At 47.0% G+C, this 20,795-nt stretch carries 16 protein-coding genes; 10 read left to right on the plus strand and 6 right to left on the minus strand.

All coding sequences use genetic code 11. The annotated features are described in order from the left end of the window. Nucleotides 1-364 precede the first annotated feature (364 nt). The 6 genes from EOO49_RS03565 (at nt 365) to EOO49_RS03590 (ending at nt 12,111) form a co-directional block, all read left to right on the plus strand. A complete protein-coding gene (locus EOO49_RS03565; protein ID WP_290842812.1) occupies nt 365-1,894 on the plus strand; it encodes a DEAD/DEAH box helicase in 1,530 nt (509 codons plus the stop codon). A 337-nt stretch (nt 1,895-2,231) separates the two neighbouring features. Then, on the plus strand, nt 2,232-3,773 hold the full coding sequence (pelF, locus tag EOO49_RS03570; RefSeq protein ID WP_290842814.1) for a GT4 family glycosyltransferase PelF: 1,542 nt from the start codon (nt 2,232-2,234) through the stop codon (nt 3,771-3,773). 46 nt (nt 3,774-3,819) lie between these two features. Further along, the gene (locus tag EOO49_RS03575) at nt 3,820-5,433 is read left to right on the plus strand and encodes a hypothetical protein (protein ID WP_290842816.1); all 1,614 of its coding nucleotides are present in this window, start codon (nt 3,820-3,822) and stop codon (nt 5,431-5,433) included. After that, entirely contained in the window at nt 5,405-6,226 is an 822-nt protein-coding gene (locus EOO49_RS03580) for an endo alpha-1,4 polygalactosaminidase (protein ID WP_290842818.1), read from the plus strand. Before EOO49_RS03575 ends, EOO49_RS03580 begins: the two co-directional genes overlap by 29 nt. A 3-nt stretch (nt 6,227-6,229) precedes the next feature. After that, nucleotides 6,230-8,206, plus strand: a complete 1,977-nt coding sequence (locus EOO49_RS03585) for a hypothetical protein (RefSeq protein ID WP_290842820.1) — start codon at nt 6,230-6,232, stop codon at nt 8,204-8,206. Between the two features lie 2 nt (nt 8,207-8,208). Next, nucleotides 8,209-12,111: a DUF2194 domain-containing protein gene (locus tag EOO49_RS03590; protein WP_290842822.1), complete on the plus strand. Its 3,903-nt coding sequence runs from the start codon at nt 8,209-8,211 to the stop codon at nt 12,109-12,111. A 53-nt stretch (nt 12,112-12,164) separates the two neighbouring features. On the opposite strand, the gene EOO49_RS03595 is transcribed toward EOO49_RS03590, so the two are convergent. The 4 genes from EOO49_RS03595 to EOO49_RS03610 form a co-directional block, all read right to left on the minus strand. After that, nucleotides 12,165-13,805, minus strand: a complete 1,641-nt coding sequence (locus EOO49_RS03595; RefSeq protein WP_290842823.1) for a DUF4832 domain-containing protein — start codon at nt 13,803-13,805, stop codon at nt 12,165-12,167. Nucleotides 13,806-14,229: 424 nt separating this feature from the next. Beyond that, the gene (locus EOO49_RS03600; RefSeq protein WP_290842825.1) at nt 14,230-14,601 is read right to left on the minus strand and encodes a hypothetical protein; all 372 of its coding nucleotides are present in this window, start codon (nt 14,599-14,601) and stop codon (nt 14,230-14,232) included. Nucleotides 14,602-14,824: 223 nt separating this feature from the next. After that, a complete protein-coding gene (locus tag EOO49_RS03605; protein ID WP_290842827.1) occupies nt 14,825-15,124 on the minus strand; it encodes a chaperone modulator CbpM in 300 nt (99 codons plus the stop codon). 2 nt (nt 15,125-15,126) lie between these two features. After that, nucleotides 15,127-16,014 (minus strand): J domain-containing protein, encoded by an 888-nt coding sequence (locus tag EOO49_RS03610; RefSeq protein ID WP_290842829.1) that lies wholly within the window; start codon nt 16,012-16,014, stop codon nt 15,127-15,129. 154 nt (nt 16,015-16,168) lie between these two features. Here EOO49_RS03610 and EOO49_RS03615 point away from each other — a divergent pair, with 154 nt between their 5' ends. From EOO49_RS03615 to EOO49_RS03630, 4 genes are all read left to right on the plus strand, one after another. Beyond that, the gene (locus EOO49_RS03615) at nt 16,169-18,082 is read left to right on the plus strand and encodes a DUF294 nucleotidyltransferase-like domain-containing protein (RefSeq protein ID WP_290842831.1); all 1,914 of its coding nucleotides are present in this window, start codon (nt 16,169-16,171) and stop codon (nt 18,080-18,082) included. Further along, on the plus strand, nt 18,082-18,681 hold the full coding sequence (locus tag EOO49_RS03620; RefSeq protein WP_290842833.1) for a 3'-5' exonuclease: 600 nt from the start codon (nt 18,082-18,084) through the stop codon (nt 18,679-18,681). The genes EOO49_RS03615 and EOO49_RS03620 overlap by 1 nt, the downstream gene beginning before the upstream one ends. Nucleotides 18,682-18,800: 119 nt before the next feature. Then, nucleotides 18,801-19,679, plus strand: a complete 879-nt coding sequence (locus EOO49_RS03625) for a pirin family protein (RefSeq protein ID WP_290842834.1) — start codon at nt 18,801-18,803, stop codon at nt 19,677-19,679. Continuing rightward, nucleotides 19,679-20,074 carry an OsmC family protein gene (locus tag EOO49_RS03630; protein WP_290842836.1) on the plus strand — a complete coding sequence of 132 codons (396 nt, stop codon included), beginning with the start codon at nt 19,679-19,681 and terminating at the stop codon, nt 20,072-20,074. The genes EOO49_RS03625 and EOO49_RS03630 overlap by 1 nt, the downstream gene beginning before the upstream one ends. Here the strand turns inward: EOO49_RS03630 and EOO49_RS03635 are convergent. Both EOO49_RS03635 and EOO49_RS03640 read right to left on the minus strand, forming a co-directional pair. Further along, nucleotides 19,997-20,542: a 4'-phosphopantetheinyl transferase superfamily protein gene (locus EOO49_RS03635; RefSeq protein ID WP_290842838.1), complete on the minus strand. Its 546-nt coding sequence runs from the start codon at nt 20,540-20,542 to the stop codon at nt 19,997-19,999. The two genes, EOO49_RS03630 and EOO49_RS03635, sit on opposite strands and share 78 nt — an antisense overlap. After that, nucleotides 20,539-20,793: an acyl carrier protein gene (locus tag EOO49_RS03640; protein WP_290842840.1), complete on the minus strand. Its 255-nt coding sequence runs from the start codon at nt 20,791-20,793 to the stop codon at nt 20,539-20,541. Before EOO49_RS03640 ends, EOO49_RS03635 begins: the two co-directional genes overlap by 4 nt. Nucleotides 20,794-20,795: the final 2 nt, after the last annotated feature.

Raw genomic sequence — 20,795 nt, forward strand, 5'->3', positions numbered from 1 at the left:
CAGATAACTAAAATTCGTGCATTCCTGGCCAAAAAAACAAACTTATCTTTGCTGCGTTCTATTTTTGGTAGCAAATTTTAACCACGAATGCACGAATACTGCTCGCGAGTTGATTTCGCTGTTTATTGGAAATGAATTATCGTGCAAATTTTCATTCGCGATCCTAACAATTTCGCATTTACACCTTTTGGAATCAATTGGCGTCCATCAAAACAATTTAGACCAACTCATTGAACGACAAGTGTATGTCGTTTTTTTTTGCGTGTAATTTTACTTCCGATATCCGGCCGCCGTTAAATTTAACTTTCGCGTCGTAGGAAAACTTCTTTTTAGGCTTACTTTTGCAAAATTGGACCAAGCAGACATGAATTCAGGGGAAATTGAGGCCGAAGTAGGTCAGAGGAAAGAACTTTACGGCTACCAGAAAGACGATATCGACGCCATTTTCGAGCGCTTCGACAACGCGGCCAAAAATTACCATCTGCTTTACCAATTGCCCACGGGCGGCGGGAAAACCGTGATTTTTTCGGAAATCGTGAGGCGTTATCTCGAACTCCACCAAAAGAAAGTCGTCGTCCTGACGCACCGAATCGAGCTTTGCCGACAGACGCACAAAATGCTTTCCGGCTTTGGTGTCAAGAACAAGATCATCAACAGCAACGTCAAGGATTTGCCCGATCAAAACGAATTCTCATGTTTCGTGGCGATGGTCGAAACCCTCAAAAATCGCATCAACGACAGTAAATTGCACCTCGACAATATCGGTTTGGTCATTATCGATGAGGCGCACTACAACTCGTTCCGCAAACTTTTGGCTTTCTTTCCGAATTCGTTTATCCTGGGTGTGACCGCCACGCCTTTGAGCTCGAATATCCGCCTTCCGATGTACCAGAATTACAACGAACTGATCATGGGCGACACGATCCGTTCGCTTATAGACAACGGTTATTTGGCAAGGGCAACGACTTACACTTACGACGTCGGGCTGACTTCGCTCAAGGTTGGGATCAACGGCGACTATACGGTAAAATCATCCGAAGAACTTTATTCGACGATGTTGATGCAGGAAAAATTGCTGCACGCCTACACCGAAAAATCGCTGGGGAAGAAGACGCTGATTTTCAACAACGGAATCAATACTTCGCTTTACGTTTTCGACACTTTCAAGGAAGCCGGTTTCCCGATAAAACACTTGGACAACACCACCGGAGCCGAGGAAAGACGCGACATCTTGAGTTGGTTCCGAAAAACACCCGACGCGATTTTGACTTCGGTAGGAATCCTTACCACAGGTTTCGATGAACCGACGGTCGACAGCATCATCCTGAACCGCGCCACCAAATCGTTGACGCTTTATTTCCAGATGATCGGACGCGGCTCGAGACGACTGCCCGGGAAATCGGAATTTACCGTGATCGACCTTGGAAATAACGCCGCCAGATTCGGACTTTGGGACGAACCTATCGATTGGCAGCTCATTTTCCGCTCGCCAGAATGGTATCTCGAAAACCTTCGCGAAGATGCCGAGATCGAGCTGTATTTCCGCTATCAGATGCCCGCCGAACTACGAGCCAAATTTGCAAAGACGACCAATGTCGACTTCGACGTGGACGAGGAACACAGGATTGCGATGGCGGCCAACCAACGGTCGAAAGTAGTTATGGAAAAATCGCTCGAACAGCACGCGACGATGTGCGTCGAGAACAGCGAAACCCTTACGCAGGCCAAACAACTCGGAAAGGAACTCGACGAAGACATCCGTTCGCGAATGAAACGCTACGCGGCGTGTCTGAGCCACACGAGCAAGAATTACCGCGAATGGCTCGTGGAAGATTACAAGACCAAGCTTGTGTTGCTCATCGGTAAAAAATTCCGTGAATCGATGATGGATTGATTTTCGATCCGCTTCGGAAGCAAGCATTCACTACATCGATTTCGTTTCTTAAATCTTAGCAATCAGCGCACTTTGTCCGATAATCGGTAAAAAAGGTCGAGAAATGGCGGGTTTCTTCGCGAAATGTGCAGTTCATCGACTTTATGGATTGTTCAACTGAACTTTTTTTTCTCCCCGGGACGTTGCGCTACTTTTGCTTCAACAACAACGGGGAAACCGCAGATTCGTAGTCCACAGCGTTTCCCATGCCACCACCTAAAGATTGATTTACCTGGGAATTGCCGGAGCAAAAATCGTTTTTGCCTTTGGCGACAGTGAACACTAATGACCGAATGTTATGACTGAAAAGTACAACGTATTATTGATTCTCGAAGGAACTTATCCTTACAACGGTGGCGGCGTATCAACTTGGGCACACATGCTTTGCAGCGAAGTGAGCAACGCCAATTACTCGCTTTACAGCATCAATGCAGATTTCGAGACGAAACCTCGGTACGAACTCAGCGACAACGTGAAAGACGTCGTTCAGGTGCCGCTTTGGTCGCCTCTCGAACCTCAGGAAATGATAAATTACGGTAAGAAATTCCACAAATTCGTCGAGCGCAAAGAGAATACGAGTAACGAAAATATCAAGAATGTTTTCCTTCCGATATTCGAAAAACTGATCACGATCATCTATTCTGAAGTTCAGGATACAGAAGATATGGATGACGTCATGTTCGACATGTGGCGTTATTTCCAGCAAAACGATTACAAGACGACGATGCGCAGCAAACAGGTTTGGGATTGTTTCCGATACCTGATGCAGGACATCATCATCTCCGATAATGACGAGGAAGCGACATTGTACGACCTCACCGTCGCCATGCGTTGGATTTATCGTTTCCTTATTCCGCTAAGCATAGAAGTTCCAAAAGCCGATCTGTCTCACCTGACACTTTCGGGTTTCCCGGTAATTCCGGCTTTGGTCCTCAAATACAAATACGGAACGCCAATGATCGTGACCGAGCACGGCGTTTTTATCCGCGAACGCCTCATTGCGATCAACACCTCGGAATATTCGTTTTTCCTCAAGAAAATGCTCATCAAGTTTTCCGAAGCGATCACGAGCCTGGTTTACTACAAGGCCGACAGAATCCTTTCGGTAAACAAGTTCAACATGACTTGGGAGAAACTTTACGGAGCCGATCCGAAGAAAATCGACGTGATCTACAATGGAATCGATCACAACCTTTTCGTTCCGAAAGCCAAACCGGCGCACCTGGAAGGAATTCCAACGGTCGTCGCCGCCGCGCGCATCTTCGAATTGAAGGACATCATTACGATGATCAAGTCTTGTGGTGTCGTGCAGAAAGCAATTCCGAACGTGAGATATCTGGTTTATGGCGACAATAACGCCGTTCCGGAATACACCAAAGAATGCCGCGATCTTATTGCAGCGTTGGGCTTGGAAGACAATTTCATTCTCGCCGGATACCATTCGAAACCGCACGAATTGTTTGCCGAGGGCGATATTTCGATCCTGACCTCGATTTCCGAAGGTTTCCCTTACACGGTTCTCGAATCGATGAGCTGCGGAATTCCGGTTGTGGCCACAGACGTGGGCGGCGTGACCGAAGCGCTCGATTCCTCGTGCGGATTCATATGCAAGCCAAAAGATTTCAACGAAATTGGAAACAGTGTCATAACTTTGCTGCGCGATAAAGCCTTGCGCGAAAAGATGGGAGTGAACGCCAGAAAGAAAGTGGCCGACAATTTCACCATCGGAAAATTTATCTGCGAATACGAGCAAGTTTACGACAGACTGCTCAACAAGAGAACCAACAAACAAGTCGTCGAACCAATATTTATCGGCCTGGAAAGACAGGAAGCGTCTTAAATGATTTTATCGGATCATTCTCTGATTCCATATTTCCCCAAATCGCATGGAAGCTCAAAATGAAAACATAAAGACCCTGATTTTCGATATCAGGGAAAAAGTTGGCAGACCTGTCAGCTCGCGAGTTGTCGTGGCCGCCATCGAATCGCTCGGAATCCGGGACATCGATACGCGAACCGATTACGGAATGCCGTCGATCTACGAACTGGCGAATCTTGTTTATTACGAGCTCACGACTTCAGAAGAGCACAAAGGCGCCAAGAATGTCAAGGAACGCGAGGCGATCGCCAACGCACCCGAGACGATCACGACGTCAGATTACACGGCCGTTAAAGCCAAAATTTTCGCGCGCTATTACTCACAAGGTATTTTTCACTTGTTTCCGGTTTTGCTCCAGATTCTGGCCATTATCTATTTTGGTTATTCGCTTTGGACTTTTGTCGGATTCAACAACGTACAATCTACGGCAGTCGTTTTGGGCGTCGTCGTCGGATTGGTTTCCACGGGCGGATTCGTCCAGGTCATCGGCCGACAAGCCTCGTTCTATTGGAACCACGCCGATTATGTGATGACCAAACGCACGGTCGATTATTTGCTCAAAGTGGGAGCGATCTCCATTTTTGCCGTGCTCGGCGCCATTTTCGTGTGCAACCTGTTTTTCCACATTTACCCTTACGCTTTCCTTTTCGTGGTTTTCACCTACGCGCTTCTGATTGGACTTTTGGTTCTGTTGTTGGCGCCTTTGCACACGCTCGACCAACGCTGGGTAATTACGGTCGCGATCACTTTTGGAACGGTCGTGGCGATTTTGCTCAAGACCTTGACGCCGATGCTGGTATATTTCACGCATTGGATAGGAATTGCGACAGCTGTCCTGACGGCCTGGATTTTCCTCAAGATCTACTTCAGGAATTTGCTAAGCAAGAAAAAAGCGACATCGAACCTTGAGGTGAAACCGGCACTTTTCATTTATCACAACTACAAGTATTTCCTTTACGGACTTTCCATTTACGTCTTTATTTTCATCGACAGGCTTTTGGCTTGGTCGAACAATCACGACGGACCGCTTCCGTTCATCATCTATTTCGAGAAAAACTACGAACTCGGGATGGATTTCGCCATTCTCGTTTTCCTGTTGCTTGCAGGCGTTCTCGAATTTGCGATCGCGTCGTTTTCGAAGTTCATGGACATCGGGCAAAAAACGGTTTCGGCCACGAACGTTTCCCAATTCGGGAAAGATCTTTATAAAATGTATTGGCAACACGTTGCGATGTTGATTGCCACCGGCGTTTTTGTTTTTGTGCTGGTTTACTTCATGATGTTCGCAAAATGGGGTTACAGCGGACAATTCCACGAAAGTTTGAGTTCGGTTAGCATCATGGTTTGTTTCCTCGGCGGATTGGGTTACCTGTTTTTGGGCTGGGGAATGCTGAATTCACTCTACCTTTTTACATTGGGTCAACCCGAAGGGCCGCTGCGGTCGATCGTACTTTGCTGCGTGATCAATTTTCTGGTCGGATTCAGCGCGAGCCGTTTCCTATCTTACGAATACAGCGTCCTCGGACTGCTTGTCGCCGGAATCGTCTTCATGGCGACGACCTCGAGAGCCGTATCCAAATTCTATAAAAACCTTGACTATTATTACTATGCGGCTTATTAAGATGATTCTTTTCGTGTTGCCGTCGGTTTTGTCGGCGCACATTATGGCCGGAGTAGGCAAGGGCAGCAGCGTGCTGGTTTGCTATGGAAAAATGGATCCGGAGTTGGTGAAAGGATACGACTACGTGATTCTGGAATCGGCACACTACAATATATACGAATTGCGCAAGATCAAGTCGCAGAACGAGAAAGTCCTGGCTTACATCAGCATCGGGGAGGTGAACTCGAATGCACCGCATTTCAACGAACTCAAAGACCACACGGCCGGAAAGAATGAGATCTGGGACAGTTATTATCTCGACCTCAAATCGGAAAAAACCGTAAGCACGCTGTTGCGGATAATCGACAAAACCCTCGAGAAAGGCTACGACGGCTTCTTTTTGGACAATGTCGACAATTACACGACTTGGGGCGCGCAGCCCAACCAAAAAAAGGATCTCGTGAATTTCCTCAAGAGTTTGTCAGAAAAGTATCCCCATAAAACCTGGATCCAAAACGCGGGAATCGAGTTGATTCCGGACACGGCGGCTTATGTGGACGCTGTCGTTGTCGAATCTGTAGCGACAAACTACACCTTTGAGGACAAATCCTATAAATTGCGCCCCGAAGGCGACTTCAAGGCTCAGGCTCAGAAGCTTACCGAAATCAACAAGAAATACAACATGCCGATCATCCTGATCGAATATGCCGACAGCCAAAAACTGTACAAGCAAGTGGTGCAGCGCATCAAACCGCTTGGCTTCGACTATTTCATCGGGGAAATCGAATTGCAAACCATACCAACCTTCCAATAGAAAATGCCAATCACCAGTTCCATTTTGTGGGGATTCATCCGGCTGTGTTTCATGCTGCTGTTCATCTATTACCTGAACAGAAAGCTTGTGAATACATCGCCAAAGAACAATTTCCTTGAATTTTTGGTCTGGCAATGGTTTCGCTACGGAAGCATCATGGGCACGCTCATTTTCGTGTCTGTGCAATGCGGCATCTACAATCTGGTGAATTGCGTGATCATCCTTTTGGGAATAATCGCCATCGATTACGTCGGATTCAGGAATCTCCGGAATCCGAAAGCTTACTACGAAAACACGGTCAAAGCCAATGTGCAATTGATCTTAAGGCGTATGGAAAACAACTATCCGACCAAAGGCTGGCTCGTTTTTCCGCGTCGTTCGAAACCGGGAAAGCCTCGCGGTTGGTACATTTTGGCGCTTGTGATCCTGATTTCGGTGTTGACTTTCGTGAGTCGCGCCTATTTTTTCAATTACGACTCGTATTCACTTTCGCCTGTCTGGATCGCCGATCTCGAAACCATCGTAGGCTTCGACGCCCAGAAATGGTTCGAAGGACAATCTACGGTCGTGGGTGACTTGGCGTACGTGAACCTTTACGGAAAAATCGCAACTGTTACGCCCGAAATCGCTTTGCAGTCGATCGGGATTCTTGAGTCGGTGCTTTTGTCGGTCTTGATTTTTTGGGTCGTGAGCAAAGTCACGCGTTCCAAGCACATCGCCCCGACGATCGCGGCTTTGAGCTTTGGATTGGTATACACACTTTCGCCTCTCAACATCTATTTCGTGCTCCAAAACCGTCCGATTTTCCTCGCGCTCACTTTTGGATTGCCCGTAATGGTCTACTATTTGCGTCCGGGATTGCTCAAGATGACCAAGTGGCAGTTTTTCTTCGCTTTCATCGTGGCTTTTTTCGCGATAGGACTTATCGATATTTTTACGCTTTGCATCCTTTTTCCGCCGTTCATGCTCACCGGATTGTGCTTCGCCAAGAAGAAATCGGGCAATTTCAAATGGGTCGGATTGCTTTCGTACCTGTGTGGCGTCACTTTGATCATGGGACTTTACGCCATTATCGCGAAATATTTCAACTCCGATCTCGAGATGTTCATGCACTCGAATTTCCTTGCGGTGAGCTCTTACACTTACATTCCGCAGTTGGTTGTCGATCTCGATGTTTTGCTTGGTTATTATCGGATAATCTCGGCCGTAGCGGCAGTTTTGATCGTAATCTACACTTTTGTCGCCAAAGAAGACTGGCGCGCCTCGTTCGCATTTTTGGTGTATTTCAACCTGTTGCTTTTCATCAAAAGTATGAACAACGCCTGGATCGACGACGATCTGCTCACGCAAGGACTCGCCGTTTTCATGCCGATCGTGGCCGGAATCGCGATCGCATCGGTTGTACGAATTTTCAATTTCATCAAGGTTTTTGGACGTTTACAGAAGTGGAATCCGATACTCGTTGGATCACTGATCGCGGTCTTCGTGGTGATTTCCATCCAAAAGCAGCAACAAAATCTGGGCAAACTGACGGAATCCGATCCGACACAACGCGAAGTCCTCGAGGCTTACGACAACATCACACGCGATTATTTTCCTTATACGTACGCGATCGTGAACAACAACATGACGCAAATCCTGAGTCAGGACAAGCATTTCTTTATGAATTATTCCGATTTCATCTACGATTACCCGCGTCAGGACTCGATTTACTTCAAGAACATAAAAAATCCGAAGTTCATAAAAGAACATCCCGAAGACGTGATCCCGAAAAGTGTGCTCGTATTCGTGTTCGACGATGATGTGACGTCCGAAACTTATGTGGAAGACGGTGAACTCAAACCGATCGTGCTGGATCATTTGGCATTGCTCAAGAAAAGAGGAAGAAAAGTGCAATTGTTTTACGACAACAAACACGTAAAAGTGTACGAGATCGTGAATGAACCCGAATCCAGCCGCATCTCAGACCTGATATTCTAACCATGGAAAACAACAAACAAACAAAAAGTCTCCTGCTTTGGCGCTACTTCGCTTTTCTGGCGTTGGCGTTGGCCTTCGGATGCGGTTCGCTCGACAACTTCGACGCGGACGATTTCAGCTTTTTCGAAGACGAGGCCAAGAACAGCGCGACCGAATTGCGCCGTTACAATCTGCCGGGAGAAAGCCAGACGCCATTGATTTTCTACATCCGCGACAACAGCAGCAAACTCAGTGTGGCCAACGATCGGAACATCAGAAAGGTTTGCGACTATACGAAATTGCCTTTCCGGTCGATCGATATCGAGTCGTTCAACGCCAAGGCGCAGATCCCGGCGTCGGTTCGTTCGCTTTGCATCCACGATATCAAGAAATTGAATCAGGCCGCTTTGAACAGACTTGTGGAATTTGTCGCCCAAGGCGGAACTTTGCTGCTTCCGCTGGCCAGCGACGACAGAAGGATGTCGTATTTCGTAGGCTTGCGCCCTGATTGCGATTTCGAGACCGACATCAATTCCGAAGGCTTTTATTTTTCAACGGCCGTGCTTCCGAACCTCAAAGGCAAGACATACTCTGAAAATTCGAAACATTACGGTTACGCCAGAGGCAATTTCAGGAAAGATGTGAAAATCCTGGCAACTTCGGTAAACAATCGCGAGTATCCGCTTGTCGTCGAAAATCAGATAGGCAAAGGGAAAGTCGTTTTCTTCAACACGACCACGGAATACGAAAAAATCCATCGCGGACTACTGTTTTCGGGGCTTTTGAAAGGCATCGAAGCCGTTCCTTATCCGATTGCGAATACGAGCACGATTTTTCTTGACGATTTCCCATCACCGGTTTACGACATAAAATCGGAGCCGATCAAGTCTGAAATGAACCTGACGATCGCCGAGTTCGTAAGAGATGCGTGGTGGCCTGATATGAAACAGATCGCCGAAAAATACAAGATTTCCTATTCGGCGATGATCGCTTTTGACTACAAGAACAATGTGGAACCGCCGTTTTTGTTCGACCAATGGGATTCTCATAAAGTCAAGGTCGGGAAGAAGACAGAAATTCTGTCGGACTGGCTCGTTTTCGATTCCAAAAAACACGGGCACGAACTTTGCCTGCACGGCTACAACCACGTCGAATTCAAGAAAGGCCACTGGAAAAAGCCCGAATTCATCGGAATGGCTTTGAAATCGGTTCAGAAAAAATGGGGCGTGACCAATTACGGACCTTTGCCGGTGACTTACGTTCCGCCTTCGAACATCATCGATCCGGCGGGCGTCGATTACCTTCGGAAAGGAATGCCGTCGATCAAATACATCTGCAGTCTCTACCTTGGCGATCCTGCGGAAGGCGGCGGACGCGAATTCGACTTCGATCCTTACAACAAGGATTTCTTCGATTATCCGAGGATTTCCGACGGATTCTACATGGAAACCGACAAGAAATTCTCGCTCGAGTCGATGTACATCTACACCGGAATCTGGACGCATTTCGTGCATCCGGACGACGTTTACCAAATCCCGAGCCCGTTCAACACGAGTTCGGGCGATTTCGACCTTCGCAATTCGCGCGAGCTCGGTTGGAGAAAAACCAAGAACAAATCTATTGGGATGATGGGCGAATTCACGGCGATTCTCGACGAGATGGCCAAGACTTATCCGCAATTGCGCTACGTGAATGCCGGAGAAGGAGGAAAGATCGTCAACGATTGGCGCGCTTCGCAGTTCGTTCATCAAAGCGGCGACGGTTTGTACACGGTTCGCGAATCCGATCCTTCAAAATCGATTGCCAATACGCAATATTGGTTTATGTATGCGAGTTTCCAGAATGCCAAAAAAGTCGACGCTTCACTGACGCGTGAAGAGGCTTTGTTCTCGAAAACGCCGTTCATGGAAGGTTATCTGTATTCGGTTTACACGCACAAGCCGGAATTGACCCTGACAGACGTGAACCTGAAAACGCCAGCTCAAAAGAAAGAAGCCGAAAGGATCGTAAAATCGGTCGGTCAACAATACAAGGCTTATCTGATAAAACAGAAAAAGTACATTTCGGGAGAAGTCGACGCGGTTGTGGAAGAAGATGCCGATGCCTTGCTCGAAAAGGAAATGATCAAACTCGGCCAACAGCTTATGGCAAAGCCGACGATCGATTCGGTACAATGGAACAAATATGCCAAATTCGTGGCTTGGGACAAAGACCGTCCGCTCGATCCCTGGAAAATGCTCGAGGAATATGTCGTGAAATATCCAACGGCCAACAACGTCATGTATTCGAAGGAACTCGATCGCGTAATCGGGTATCCGAACGATCTCATCCGCGAGAAATGGCTCAGCGCGCAACTCATGGTGACGCCCAATGATGTGCATTTGCTCAACAGTTACGTAGCCGATTTCCACACGCCGGAAAATCAGGAGAAAATCAAGAAAGCGCTTCAGACTTTGCTCAAGGTCGATACGAATTTCGACACCTATCTGCAATATCTCGAACATTTGATGACGTATGAACCCGATGCGGCAAAAGCCGAACTCGACAAGATAAAACCCGAGGAAAAGTATGGCCCGATCGCAAGTGACGCGGCCTGGCTCTACGCCGACAGGAACGAATTCGAGAAAGCTTACGCGTGGTCGAAATTCAGTGACGACATCGACTTCGGATCAAAAATGTCGTGGCTGATCGACCTGCAGGCCTACAAACCGCTCGAGGAAGAATACAAGAAATACATCGCGATCAATCCTGACGATTACAAGACGAAAGCTTTGATGGCGGGCATTTATCACGAACAAGGACGTTTTCTCGAGGCTTGGATTCTCGCCAAATCGCTTCCGGACAGTCCCGAGAAAGACGAAATTCGCGCAATCCTGAACAAAGACGTCGTGTATGTCGAAGAAGAGTTGCAGCAATTGCTGGTGATGAAACATCCGGAGTTGTTTTATCCAGACGTTCTGGCGGCGCTTACCAAAGACATCCGCAAGCAATACGGCGATTTCATTGCCCTGAAAAGCGCGATGGAAACCAATAAGGATTTGCCGCAATTTTTCAAGAATACGCTCACTTACGGCCACTTCGACAAGAAGAAAAACCTGCATAGTTTCAGCGCGACTTATGGCAGGATGTACGACATCGACATCGCTCTGTTCGATCCGGGCGACAATATAACGGCCAATGCTTACGGTTTGCAATACCAGTTCAACAATCCGGTAGACGGTGAAAAACTGCAATATTGGGGAAGTGGGCGAGTGGAGTATACCGATTACGGGAATTTCTACTTTCACGCAGGTCTTGGCGCAAGCAAGAATTATGGCAAGAACTTCCTTTCGGCCGAAGCCAGATTGTTCCCTGCAGAAACCGGACCGGCTTATAGAAAAGAAATCTATCGCACGCAGGCCGTGGCTTACGGAGAATTTTTCTTTTTCAGGAACATCAACCAAAACTTCACTGCCGAAGGAAATTACTACACGGCCAGCAAGTCGAAAACGCCCGTGAAAATAGGAGCATCCTATGAAATCATTTTGACGAGCAAGACGATCTGGGACGACGGATCGGACGTAAAAATGCGCTTTTTGCCATTCGCCGAAGTTTCGTTTTCACAAGGTTCCATCGGTTCGACGATCAACGCCAACACTGACGTAGGTTATCCATATTGGTTACTCGACGAACGTCTTTACTACGGCGGCGGACTCGGTTGGAGATACGGACTGCTCGACAGCAATTTCACCGCAAGGCTCGAAGCGGCTTATTTCCAGGACGATTTCAGCGGAAATTTCATGCGCTACACGGGCGAAGTCAACTGGCAGATTTTCGATTACACGGCCATTTCGGCTACAATGGAAATGTACACGCAAGACAAGTTCTACTCGAATGCTTTCCTTCTCGGAATCAAGCACAATCTCAAAAAACGGCAAAAAAAATGACCGGCAAAAGGAGGATTTCCGCCGGTCATAAAATCAATCAATAATTTTATTGTTTAGTTGCTCACGATAAATTTCTTCACTGTCTTGGTTGCGCCGTTTTCGAGTTGGACGAAATAAATTCCATTGGTCAAGCCCGATGTATTCAGCAACATCTTGTTTCCGCTGATAGTGGAAGATACTCCGACGACTTGTCCGAGCGAGTTGAAAACCGTGGCCTTGAACGCATCGATACCATCGTATTCGACAGTGAGTTCACCGTGTGTAGGAACCGGATAAATGCGCAGTTCCGAAGCGATAGGATTGTCTCCGATGCCAAGCGCGCCGCCAATATTTATCGTGTGGTTCAGGTTGTTGTAACCCGTCGCATTTTCCCAGGTATTGTTATTTCCCAAACGGATCGAATATTCTGAACGCGTAGCCAAAGCCGCCGCGTTGTCAGGAAGATTGAGGAACATCTGGTAATTTCCTGTCGGGATGTTCGCCGGAAGTACGACAGTTTCTGAAACGGTTTGCGTAGCATTTGCCTGCCATAATCTGACATTTGTCGTCAAAGGAAAGCTGTAAACGGCCTGATTGGTCGTGTTTCTGAGCACGATATAAGCCGTTCTCGGATTGTACGGCGCGGCAAATCCTGTGTTCTTGACCTGAAAAGTAAAGGCCAAAGCGCCACCGACAGTCGCCGTGTTCGGATAAGTTCCGGTCTGCAACTCGAATCTGTAACCCAATCTTCTTTCCATATCGTCAAGGCACGAATTGGCCTCGAATCCGTCGATCACATCCGGATGATAATCCACATTGAGGTACGACCAGTGAAATCTCGCCATTTCTTCCAAGGCTTTCGCGCACTCTGAACGAGGCGCGTTCACTTTACAGGTTTCTCCGCCCATAGGCGTGAATTTCGTCTCCTGCTCCAAATAAGGATATTCGACAGCGACGTTTTCATACGTTCCGTAATCGTCAGAACTTGCAAGGAAACAATCGTTGTGATGGCCGAGTCGGGCAACCGGAAGTGTAGTGCTGTAAGCTTGCGCCGCAGTCAAAGCCGTCATGGCATTGTAAGTATTCCGTTTCAGCGAAGGCGTGCGCAATTGTACCATTCTCGAGGTCGGAAGCGCCGCCAGGATCGCATCGACTACGGCTTTCCTGTTGGCATAATCTGCCGCGGTCGGTTCCATTCCGAAGTGATCGGTGTAATACCATTCGCCCCAAGCGCCGATGAATCCGGCCTGGACGACAGCGATTACGTCCGAATTGGTCTGCAACATCGACTGCAACTGACTGATGTGCGACAGAATTTGCGCTTTCGAAGCATCTTGTGCCGCGCCGTTGTCGTTGTCGTCCGAATAAGCAAAACGCAGGATGCACTTGAGTCCGGCGTTGCGGATTTTCGTGAAATCGGCCTGCATGTTGTTCATATAAGTCGAGGAAATCGCCCCGTTGACAAAATTCTCGAGATAGCAAACGCGAAGAATCAACGAGTAATTTCCGTTGACGCGGTAGTTGGTCAGCGTCGTCTGATTGAGACTGCTGTAGGAATCCGAGTGTGTTTCGGTGTGTCTGTAAAAACCTCTTTCCGGATTGGAAAAGCTCGCCGTGGTGGGCGCGTAAGTGACCGTTGTAGTCTGGGCGAATCCACAGTAGGAAGCCAGTGCCAAGGTCAAGGCCAATAATTTCTTCATAGTGTAGTAGGTCAAGATTTTGAAAGCGCTACGATGCTTTCTTTGGGGTTGCTATTATGGATTTGGGTTTTAGGGCGTTTCGATGCGATATTTTCAAAAAAACAGCGTAAATATCGGTTTGACAAATCTAGTTCGTCGACGATTTAAAACTAGAAAAACAATTGTTAAAAAACCTAATTTAGCCGATAAAGTGTAAAAATTAAGAATAAAGTGAAGTAAAATCTTACATAAATTAGAACGACTGTAAGAATTTATCCGACAAAACGCATTTTCATCTTTTTAACAATTTGACTGAAAATTGTTCATAACTACACATTTTGACAAAGTTGTTCAACCTTGTAGTTTGTCGATTAAACGCAAAATTTCGTCGATTATTTAAAATCTTTCCAAAGGTTGGAACACAGACGAAAAAATCAAGGAGAATATTTTGAAATAGAAATTATCCTTTCAAACGGGATTTCACATCGCCATTTACCGAGTAAATCAATTGGCGTTCGCTAGTCGAAATCTGTACGGCAAACATCACGACGTTTTCGCCAACCTGATAAACATCCACGGATGTGTTTCCCGAAGAAAACTTAAGCACGTTATTTTCATACAGGTAATAAAGATCGCCATTTGGCATCGTGAGCAAAAAACAAGGTTCGCCAATCAGGTCAAGCGATTTGAAACCTTCTTCGATAACCGGAATATTCTTGTAGTATTTGTGGACTAGTTTTAGAAAATCGTAAGACTGAAAAGGAATTCGTTCTTTTTTCTGCGCCAGGCCAAAGATCGGCAGCAAGATCGCGAGCCAGAATAATTGCTTCATAAGGATGTAGTTCGTCGACTAAAAGTAGAAAATCGATTTGATGTTAAGCGTCGATTATCCAAAAGTTATCGACCGTAACGTGTTGATATCCAATTATTGCAAACAATGTTTGAGCGTTGGGAATTTGGCTACTTTTCGCCAGTTTGCATACAATGGCATTTTGCACTATAATTTATATTATGTAAAATAGAAAACACAGGAAAACGGGTCGATTCCTCTGCCGCTACAAATCACCATCCGATTCATAAACCCCAAGCCTGTTGCGCAACCGACCAATTTCCTCCTGAAAAAACCGCTGCTTTTCCAAAAGATTCTCGATGATGTCGATTCCCTCGATATTCACGTTGAGTTCATAATGCCAAATTCTGTAGCGCTCCAAATCCTGAAGTTTTTCGACACTTATATAATGCGCAGAATTCTCCACGACGATTTCGATCAGGCCATTTTGCTCGAGTTCCAACAGGAATTTCGATTCGGTTCCATGCAATTTGCAATACTCTTCAATTGACAGCATTCGTTTCATACTCATTGATTTTCAGATGCTTTTCGGATAAAATCCTTTTGGTTTTCGCTCAGGTCTGTTGGAATTTTGACCGAATACGTCACGATCAGATCGCCATTTCCGTCCTTTTTATAGACCGGCATTCCTTTTCCTTTGAGTCTTACTTTTGTACCGTTTTGCGTTCCTTCGGCGATTTTGAGTTTGACCTTCCCGGATAAGGTTTCGACCGTAACTTCGCCACCCAGAATCGCCTTGAACAAATCGATTTCGACCTCTTTGTGCAAATCGTCCCCAAGTCGCTTGTAGTCAGGATCTTGTTTGATTTTAAACGTCAGATACAAATCGCCCGACGGACCATTGTTGGCTCCGGGCGCGCCAAATCCAGAAAGTTTGATGGTCTGTCCGTCAGCGACTCCGGCCGGAACCGTGATCCTGATATTTTTGCCGTTGACCGAAAGTGTTTGCTTTTGCGTTTCAAGCACGTCCCGAAGCGACAGATGGATTTCCGAACTGTAATCCTGTCCGCGATACGCCGTCTGGCGCGCGTTTCTTCCTTTCGCATTTCCGAACATCGAGTCGAAAAAATCCGAGAAATCACCATCACCAAAATTTCCGTTGTACGTGTAACCTTGGTCGCCCGCATATTGGTTTTGCTGCGATCTGCGCGCATTCTCATACTGTTCGCCTTGCTGCCAATTTTCTCCGTAAGTGTCATATTTCTTCCGATTTTCGGCATTGCCCAACACCTCGTAAGCTTCGTTGAGCTGCTGGAATTTGAGGTTGGCGTCCTTGTCGTCAGGATTTACGTCCGGATGCAGTTTCCGGGCAAGCTTGCGGTAAGCTTTCTTGATGTCGTCAGCCGACGCGTTTTTGGTTACGCCCAAGGTCTGATAATAGTCGATAAAGGCCATGTAAGTGGTTTTCTTCTTTTAAATTTACGGATATTTCGCGCCTTATCAGCAGTTTAACAGGAATTTAAAGACGTTGAAAAGTTGCTGAAATTTTAAGCCGAATTTGATTCAGGACGCCTTGTTTTCTTTGTATTTTTAAGTTTTTACCCCGAACATGAGAAACAGCATTGCCGAAAGAATCGCCGATTTCCTCAAGGACTTCCCTCCTTTCAACAAACTCTCGTATGACGATCTGCTGAGCATTTCCACGAGCATTCGCGTTGTGACGCTCGACAAGAACCAAACCCTGTTCACGATCAACGACACGCTCCACGACAGCTTTTACGTCGTGGCTTCGGGCGTTGTGAATTTGACGGTTATCGCTGACGCGGAAGAGAATCTGCTCAACAAATGTGTGCCCGGAGACATTTTCGGGTTGCGTCCGTTTTTTGCCCGAAACAACTATATGATGACGGCAAAAGCGCGTGAGGAAAGCATTGTTTACGCCGTCCCGATCGCTGCTTTCAGGCCTTACGTCGCGGCAAATTCCGAGGTTTTGAACTTCCTTTTGGAGAGTTTCGCCAACAATAGCCGCAATCCGGCTGACAAGGACATCCGAGGGAAATTGCTGTCCGAAACCAACTACGCGCCGGAACAGCAAACCGAAATGCAGTTCTTTCAGTCGCTTGATTATTCGAAAACGCCTTTGCGCGCCTCGACGGCTTCGTTGACGAAAGATGTCGCGATCCAGATGACAGAAAACCTTGCAGATTACGTCGTTGTCACGCAAGGAGAAATTCCCATTGGAATCGTGACCGATGCAGATTTGCGTTCCAAGATAGCAACAGGAAGATTTCCTGTAACGATCGCCGTCGACAAGATCATGGCCTCGCCTGTCGTATCGGTTCCCGAAAACGTATCGTTGGCCGAGGCGCAATTGTTGCTTCTCAAGAACAACGTCACGCATTTGGTCGTCACCGCCGACGGATCGGACAAGTCGGCTTTGAAAGGCGTGATTTCCCAACACGATCTCATTGCTGCACAGGCGAATAACCCGGGCATTCTCATCAAGGAAATCAAGCGCGCGCAACATCCGAGAGAACTCAGGAACGTCCGTGAAAAAATGTCGGAACTCGTGCGTTCGTCGCTTACCAAGAACATTCCTATGACGCATGTGAACAACATTGCGAGCGAGATCAATATGGCGATCATCAAGCGATCTGTCGAGATTTCCATTCTCGATTTGGGTTCGCCGCCTGCGCGATTCGCCTGGCTTTCCATAGGAAGTCAGGGCAGAAAAGAACAGATTTTGCTCACCGATCAGGACAGTATGCTTGTTTTCGAAGACGTCGCAGCCGAAAAATACAAGGACGTAAAAGATTATTTCCTCAGATTGGCCAAACGCACGGTCGCCGTCCTCGAAAAAGTCGGTTATGTGCCTTGCCCTAACGGCCACGTGGCCAGCAATATGCTTTGGTGCAAGTCGGTTTCGGACTGGCTCAAGCAATACCAAGGTTGGATGACGACTCCGGGCGAAAAGAGCAACGAAATCAGCCCCATTTTCTTTGATTTCGATCTGGCTTTCGGAGAATCGAAAATCGAAGAAACCTTGCTGGACGCGATCTACACCAACACAAGACGCAACTCGCTCTTCGACTATCTCGGGAACGACGCGTTGCGAAAACCGCCGGCCTTGAGTTTTTTCAAGAAATTCAATGTCGAGGAAGAAGGCGAAAACAGGAACAGGTTCGATATCAAACTCAGGGGAATCATGCCTTTGACTGACGGCGCGAGATTGCTGGCTTTGGGTCAGAATTTGCGCGGAATCACCAATACCTATCTGCGTTTCAAGCAATTGGCCATGGTTGACGCCAGACATTCCGAGGTTTACCTGAGTTGTGCCGAAGCTTACCTGACCTTGTCGAAATACCGCGCTATCGAAGGCATGAAATACGACAACGACGGACGCTTCATCAATCTCGACGAATTGTCCAGAATCGATCGCGAAAAACTCAAGACGGCTCTTGAACCCATGCGCGATCTCGAGGAAATCATAAAAGACAAATTCCGATTAACACAGTTTTCATAATGTTCGACTGGATCAAACACATCAACAAGGAATATCCCGAATTCTGGAAAAAATATCTCGCCAAATTCGATCACCGTTCAAAGCGTTTTGTGGCCTTGAGTCTGGAACATTCGGGTACGAATCCCGAAAAGGACGTGATTTTTGCCTTTGGCGCGATTGGCGTTTTCAATAACAACGTCCTGATTGGCGACAGTTTTGAAACCGTGATTCCACAATACAAATTCCTGCACGACAACGGCATGGATAGCAATGAATTCATACTTGAATCCAAACAGGATAAATTATCTGAAAACGATGCGACTGAAGCTTTCGTTGAATTTATCGGAAATGCGGTTTTGGTCGGACACAGAATCCATCACGACGTCGAGCTGATAAACGCGGCGCTCGAGAAATTGGGCTGCGGGCGATTGAAAAACGAGGCGCTCGACATCGAGATCATGCACCGCAAACTCAACGATATCACCGACAGGCAATTTTCGCTTGACGAACTCGCCCACTTCTACAAAATTCCAACCGGAGAGCGAATGACGGCGATGGACGATGCTTATATTATGTCGCTTTTGTTCCTCAAACTCAAGAACCGACTTGGGATAAATTAGTGGCAGAAGCAGTTGCAGAAGCGGTTGCAGTTGCAGTTGCAGAAACAGAAACAGAACTTAGCCAGATAACAGATTTGTAAACTTTTAATCATCTATCAATCTTTCATCTACTGTAAAACATGTCAAACATCCAACTCATAATCGAAGAACGTCCCGCCGATATCGGCAATTTCCTGGTCGGACGACTTTTGCCGTTCCGCGAAAAGCGCATGGTCGGACCGTTCGCGTTCATCGACCACATGGGACCGGCGAAATTGTCAGATCACCAGAATATGGACGTTCCGCCGCATCCTCATATCGGGCTTTCGACCTTGACTTATCTTTTCGAGGGCGCGATCTTGCACCGCGACAGCCTCGGTTCCGAAGTGGAAATCAAGCCAGGTCAGGTCAATTGGATGACCGCCGGAAATGGAATCGTGCACTCCGAACGAACGCCTGAGTATTTGCGTCAGTCCGAAAAAAACCTGCACGGACTTCAAATTTGGGTCGCACTTCCGAAGCATCTCGAACAAGGAGAAGCCTCGTTCCATCACGTCGAAGCCGATGAAATACCGCATTGGGGAAGCGATGACGTAGCATTTCGCCTGATTGCCGGAGAAGCGTTCGGCAGGAAATCGCCTGTTCCGGTTTACAGTCCGCTTTACCTTTTGGAAATCAAATCGACTTCTGCCAAAAAAATAAACATCGGACAAGAACTTTTCGGCGAAAGCGGCATGTATATTCTCGAAGGAAACGTCACGACCGAAGGCCATATTTTCGGACCTAAACAACTGCTTGTCGCCAAAGACGCGCATTTGTGTGAATTTGAAATCGATGAAAACACGACAGTTTACATTTTCGGAGGCGAACCTTTTCCCGAGGAACGCTTTATTTTCTGGAACTTCGTCGCATCGTCCAAAGAGTTGATCGAGAAAGCAAAAATCAGATGGGAAAACCAGGAATTCGACAAAGTTCCGGGTGAAACCGAATTCGTTCCACTTCCAAAACCTAGATTCTAATGGCAGACATCACCGCTGTAATCGGACGCGAAAAATACAAGATGACAATCACCTCGTCTCACGGAAACACGCTTATCGCAGACGAACCGCGGCATTTGGGCGGAGAAGATTTGGGATTTTCTCCATTCGAATTACTGGCCTCGTCCTTGGGAACTTGCACCGCGGCCACGATGCGAATGTATTCCGATCGAAAAAAATGGGAGTTGGAACAAGTTACGGTTCGGGTCAGTGTAGAGCGCGATGATAAGGCTGATAAGGCATCGTTTGTCCGATACATCGAAATGAAGGGAAATCTCGACAAAGAACAATGTGCGCGTCTACTCGAAATCGCCGACAAATGCCCGATCCATCGCACCTTGGAAGGCAAGATCGAAATCGAGACCATCGCCAATTAAGGTCACGCATTTCTCGAAAATCCCGTGATGGCTTACAGATGCGGGAAGTTGCTTTTTATCTGAAATGACAAATGGAAGTCCGTCGATTTTGATGATTTCCGATTTTGGAATTTCGGATACAAAGCCAAACAGTTTTTCATCGGACACACAAATCGTATGCACGAATTCAGGATTGACTTCCGTTTTTGAATAAACGATCTCATTTCCAAATCGCACATTGCTTTCCGGATTCAGGTCGGCACATGCAAAAAAGGTCGGATTGAACTTCCTGATTCCCGTCTGTCGGTTGAAAATCTTGTAAGCGGCCTCTTTCCTACTCCATAAATTCCACACGGAAATGTCGGGATTTTCTGAATTTTGTATCAGACGGATTTCAGGCTCCAAAAAAAGTTTTTCAAGAAATCCCTTGCGACGCCAATCGCTTTGAGCCTTCGCGGCTTTTAGGTCGACGACGTCGTTGCCGATCACTTTTCGGACAGTTTTTCCTCGATGATAGCCAAAGCGGCTTTGACGTTCAGCATTTTTTCCATCGACGCGTTGTCGATCGTGATGTCGAAAGCTTCCTCGACATCGAGCGCCACATCTACGAGATTCGCGGAATTGATTTGCAGGTCGCGGATAAAATCGGTTTCCTCACTCAGATTCTCGAACGCTTCCTGGTTCTTGATATAAGGTTTTACGATGGTTTTCAGTTGCTCGATGGTTTCGGCTTTGTTCATGT

It is taken from the genome of Flavobacterium sp. (assembly GCF_004295795.1).
Classification (GTDB): domain Bacteria; phylum Bacteroidota; class Bacteroidia; order Flavobacteriales; family Flavobacteriaceae; genus Flavobacterium.

Bases quoted from the DNA above. Each gene is read 5' to 3' on its own strand.
- EOO49_RS03565 (WP_290842812.1), top strand. From the start codon at position 365: ATGAATTCAGGGGAAATTGAGGCCGAAGTAGGTCAGAGGAAAGAACTT.
- pelF (WP_290842814.1), top strand. From the start codon at position 2,232: ATGACTGAAAAGTACAACGTATTATTGATTCTCGAAGGAACTTATCCT.
- EOO49_RS03575 (WP_290842816.1), top strand. From the start codon at position 3,820: ATGGAAGCTCAAAATGAAAACATAAAGACCCTGATTTTCGATATCAGG.
- EOO49_RS03585 (WP_290842820.1), top strand. From the start codon at position 6,230: ATGCCAATCACCAGTTCCATTTTGTGGGGATTCATCCGGCTGTGTTTC.
- EOO49_RS03590 (WP_290842822.1), top strand. From the start codon at position 8,209: ATGGAAAACAACAAACAAACAAAAAGTCTCCTGCTTTGGCGCTACTTC.
- EOO49_RS03600 (WP_290842825.1), bottom strand. From the start codon at position 14,601: ATGAAGCAATTATTCTGGCTCGCGATCTTGCTGCCGATCTTTGGCCTG.
- EOO49_RS03605 (WP_290842827.1), bottom strand. From the start codon at position 15,124: ATGAAACGAATGCTGTCAATTGAAGAGTATTGCAAATTGCATGGAACC.
- EOO49_RS03610 (WP_290842829.1), bottom strand. From the start codon at position 16,014: ATGGCCTTTATCGACTATTATCAGACCTTGGGCGTAACCAAAAACGCG.
- EOO49_RS03615 (WP_290842831.1), top strand. From the start codon at position 16,169: ATGAGAAACAGCATTGCCGAAAGAATCGCCGATTTCCTCAAGGACTTC.
- EOO49_RS03620 (WP_290842833.1), top strand. From the start codon at position 18,082: ATGTTCGACTGGATCAAACACATCAACAAGGAATATCCCGAATTCTGG.
- EOO49_RS03625 (WP_290842834.1), top strand. From the start codon at position 18,801: ATGTCAAACATCCAACTCATAATCGAAGAACGTCCCGCCGATATCGGC.
- EOO49_RS03630 (WP_290842836.1), top strand. From the start codon at position 19,679: ATGGCAGACATCACCGCTGTAATCGGACGCGAAAAATACAAGATGACA.
- EOO49_RS03640 (WP_290842840.1), bottom strand. From the start codon at position 20,793: ATGAACAAAGCCGAAACCATCGAGCAACTGAAAACCATCGTAAAACCT.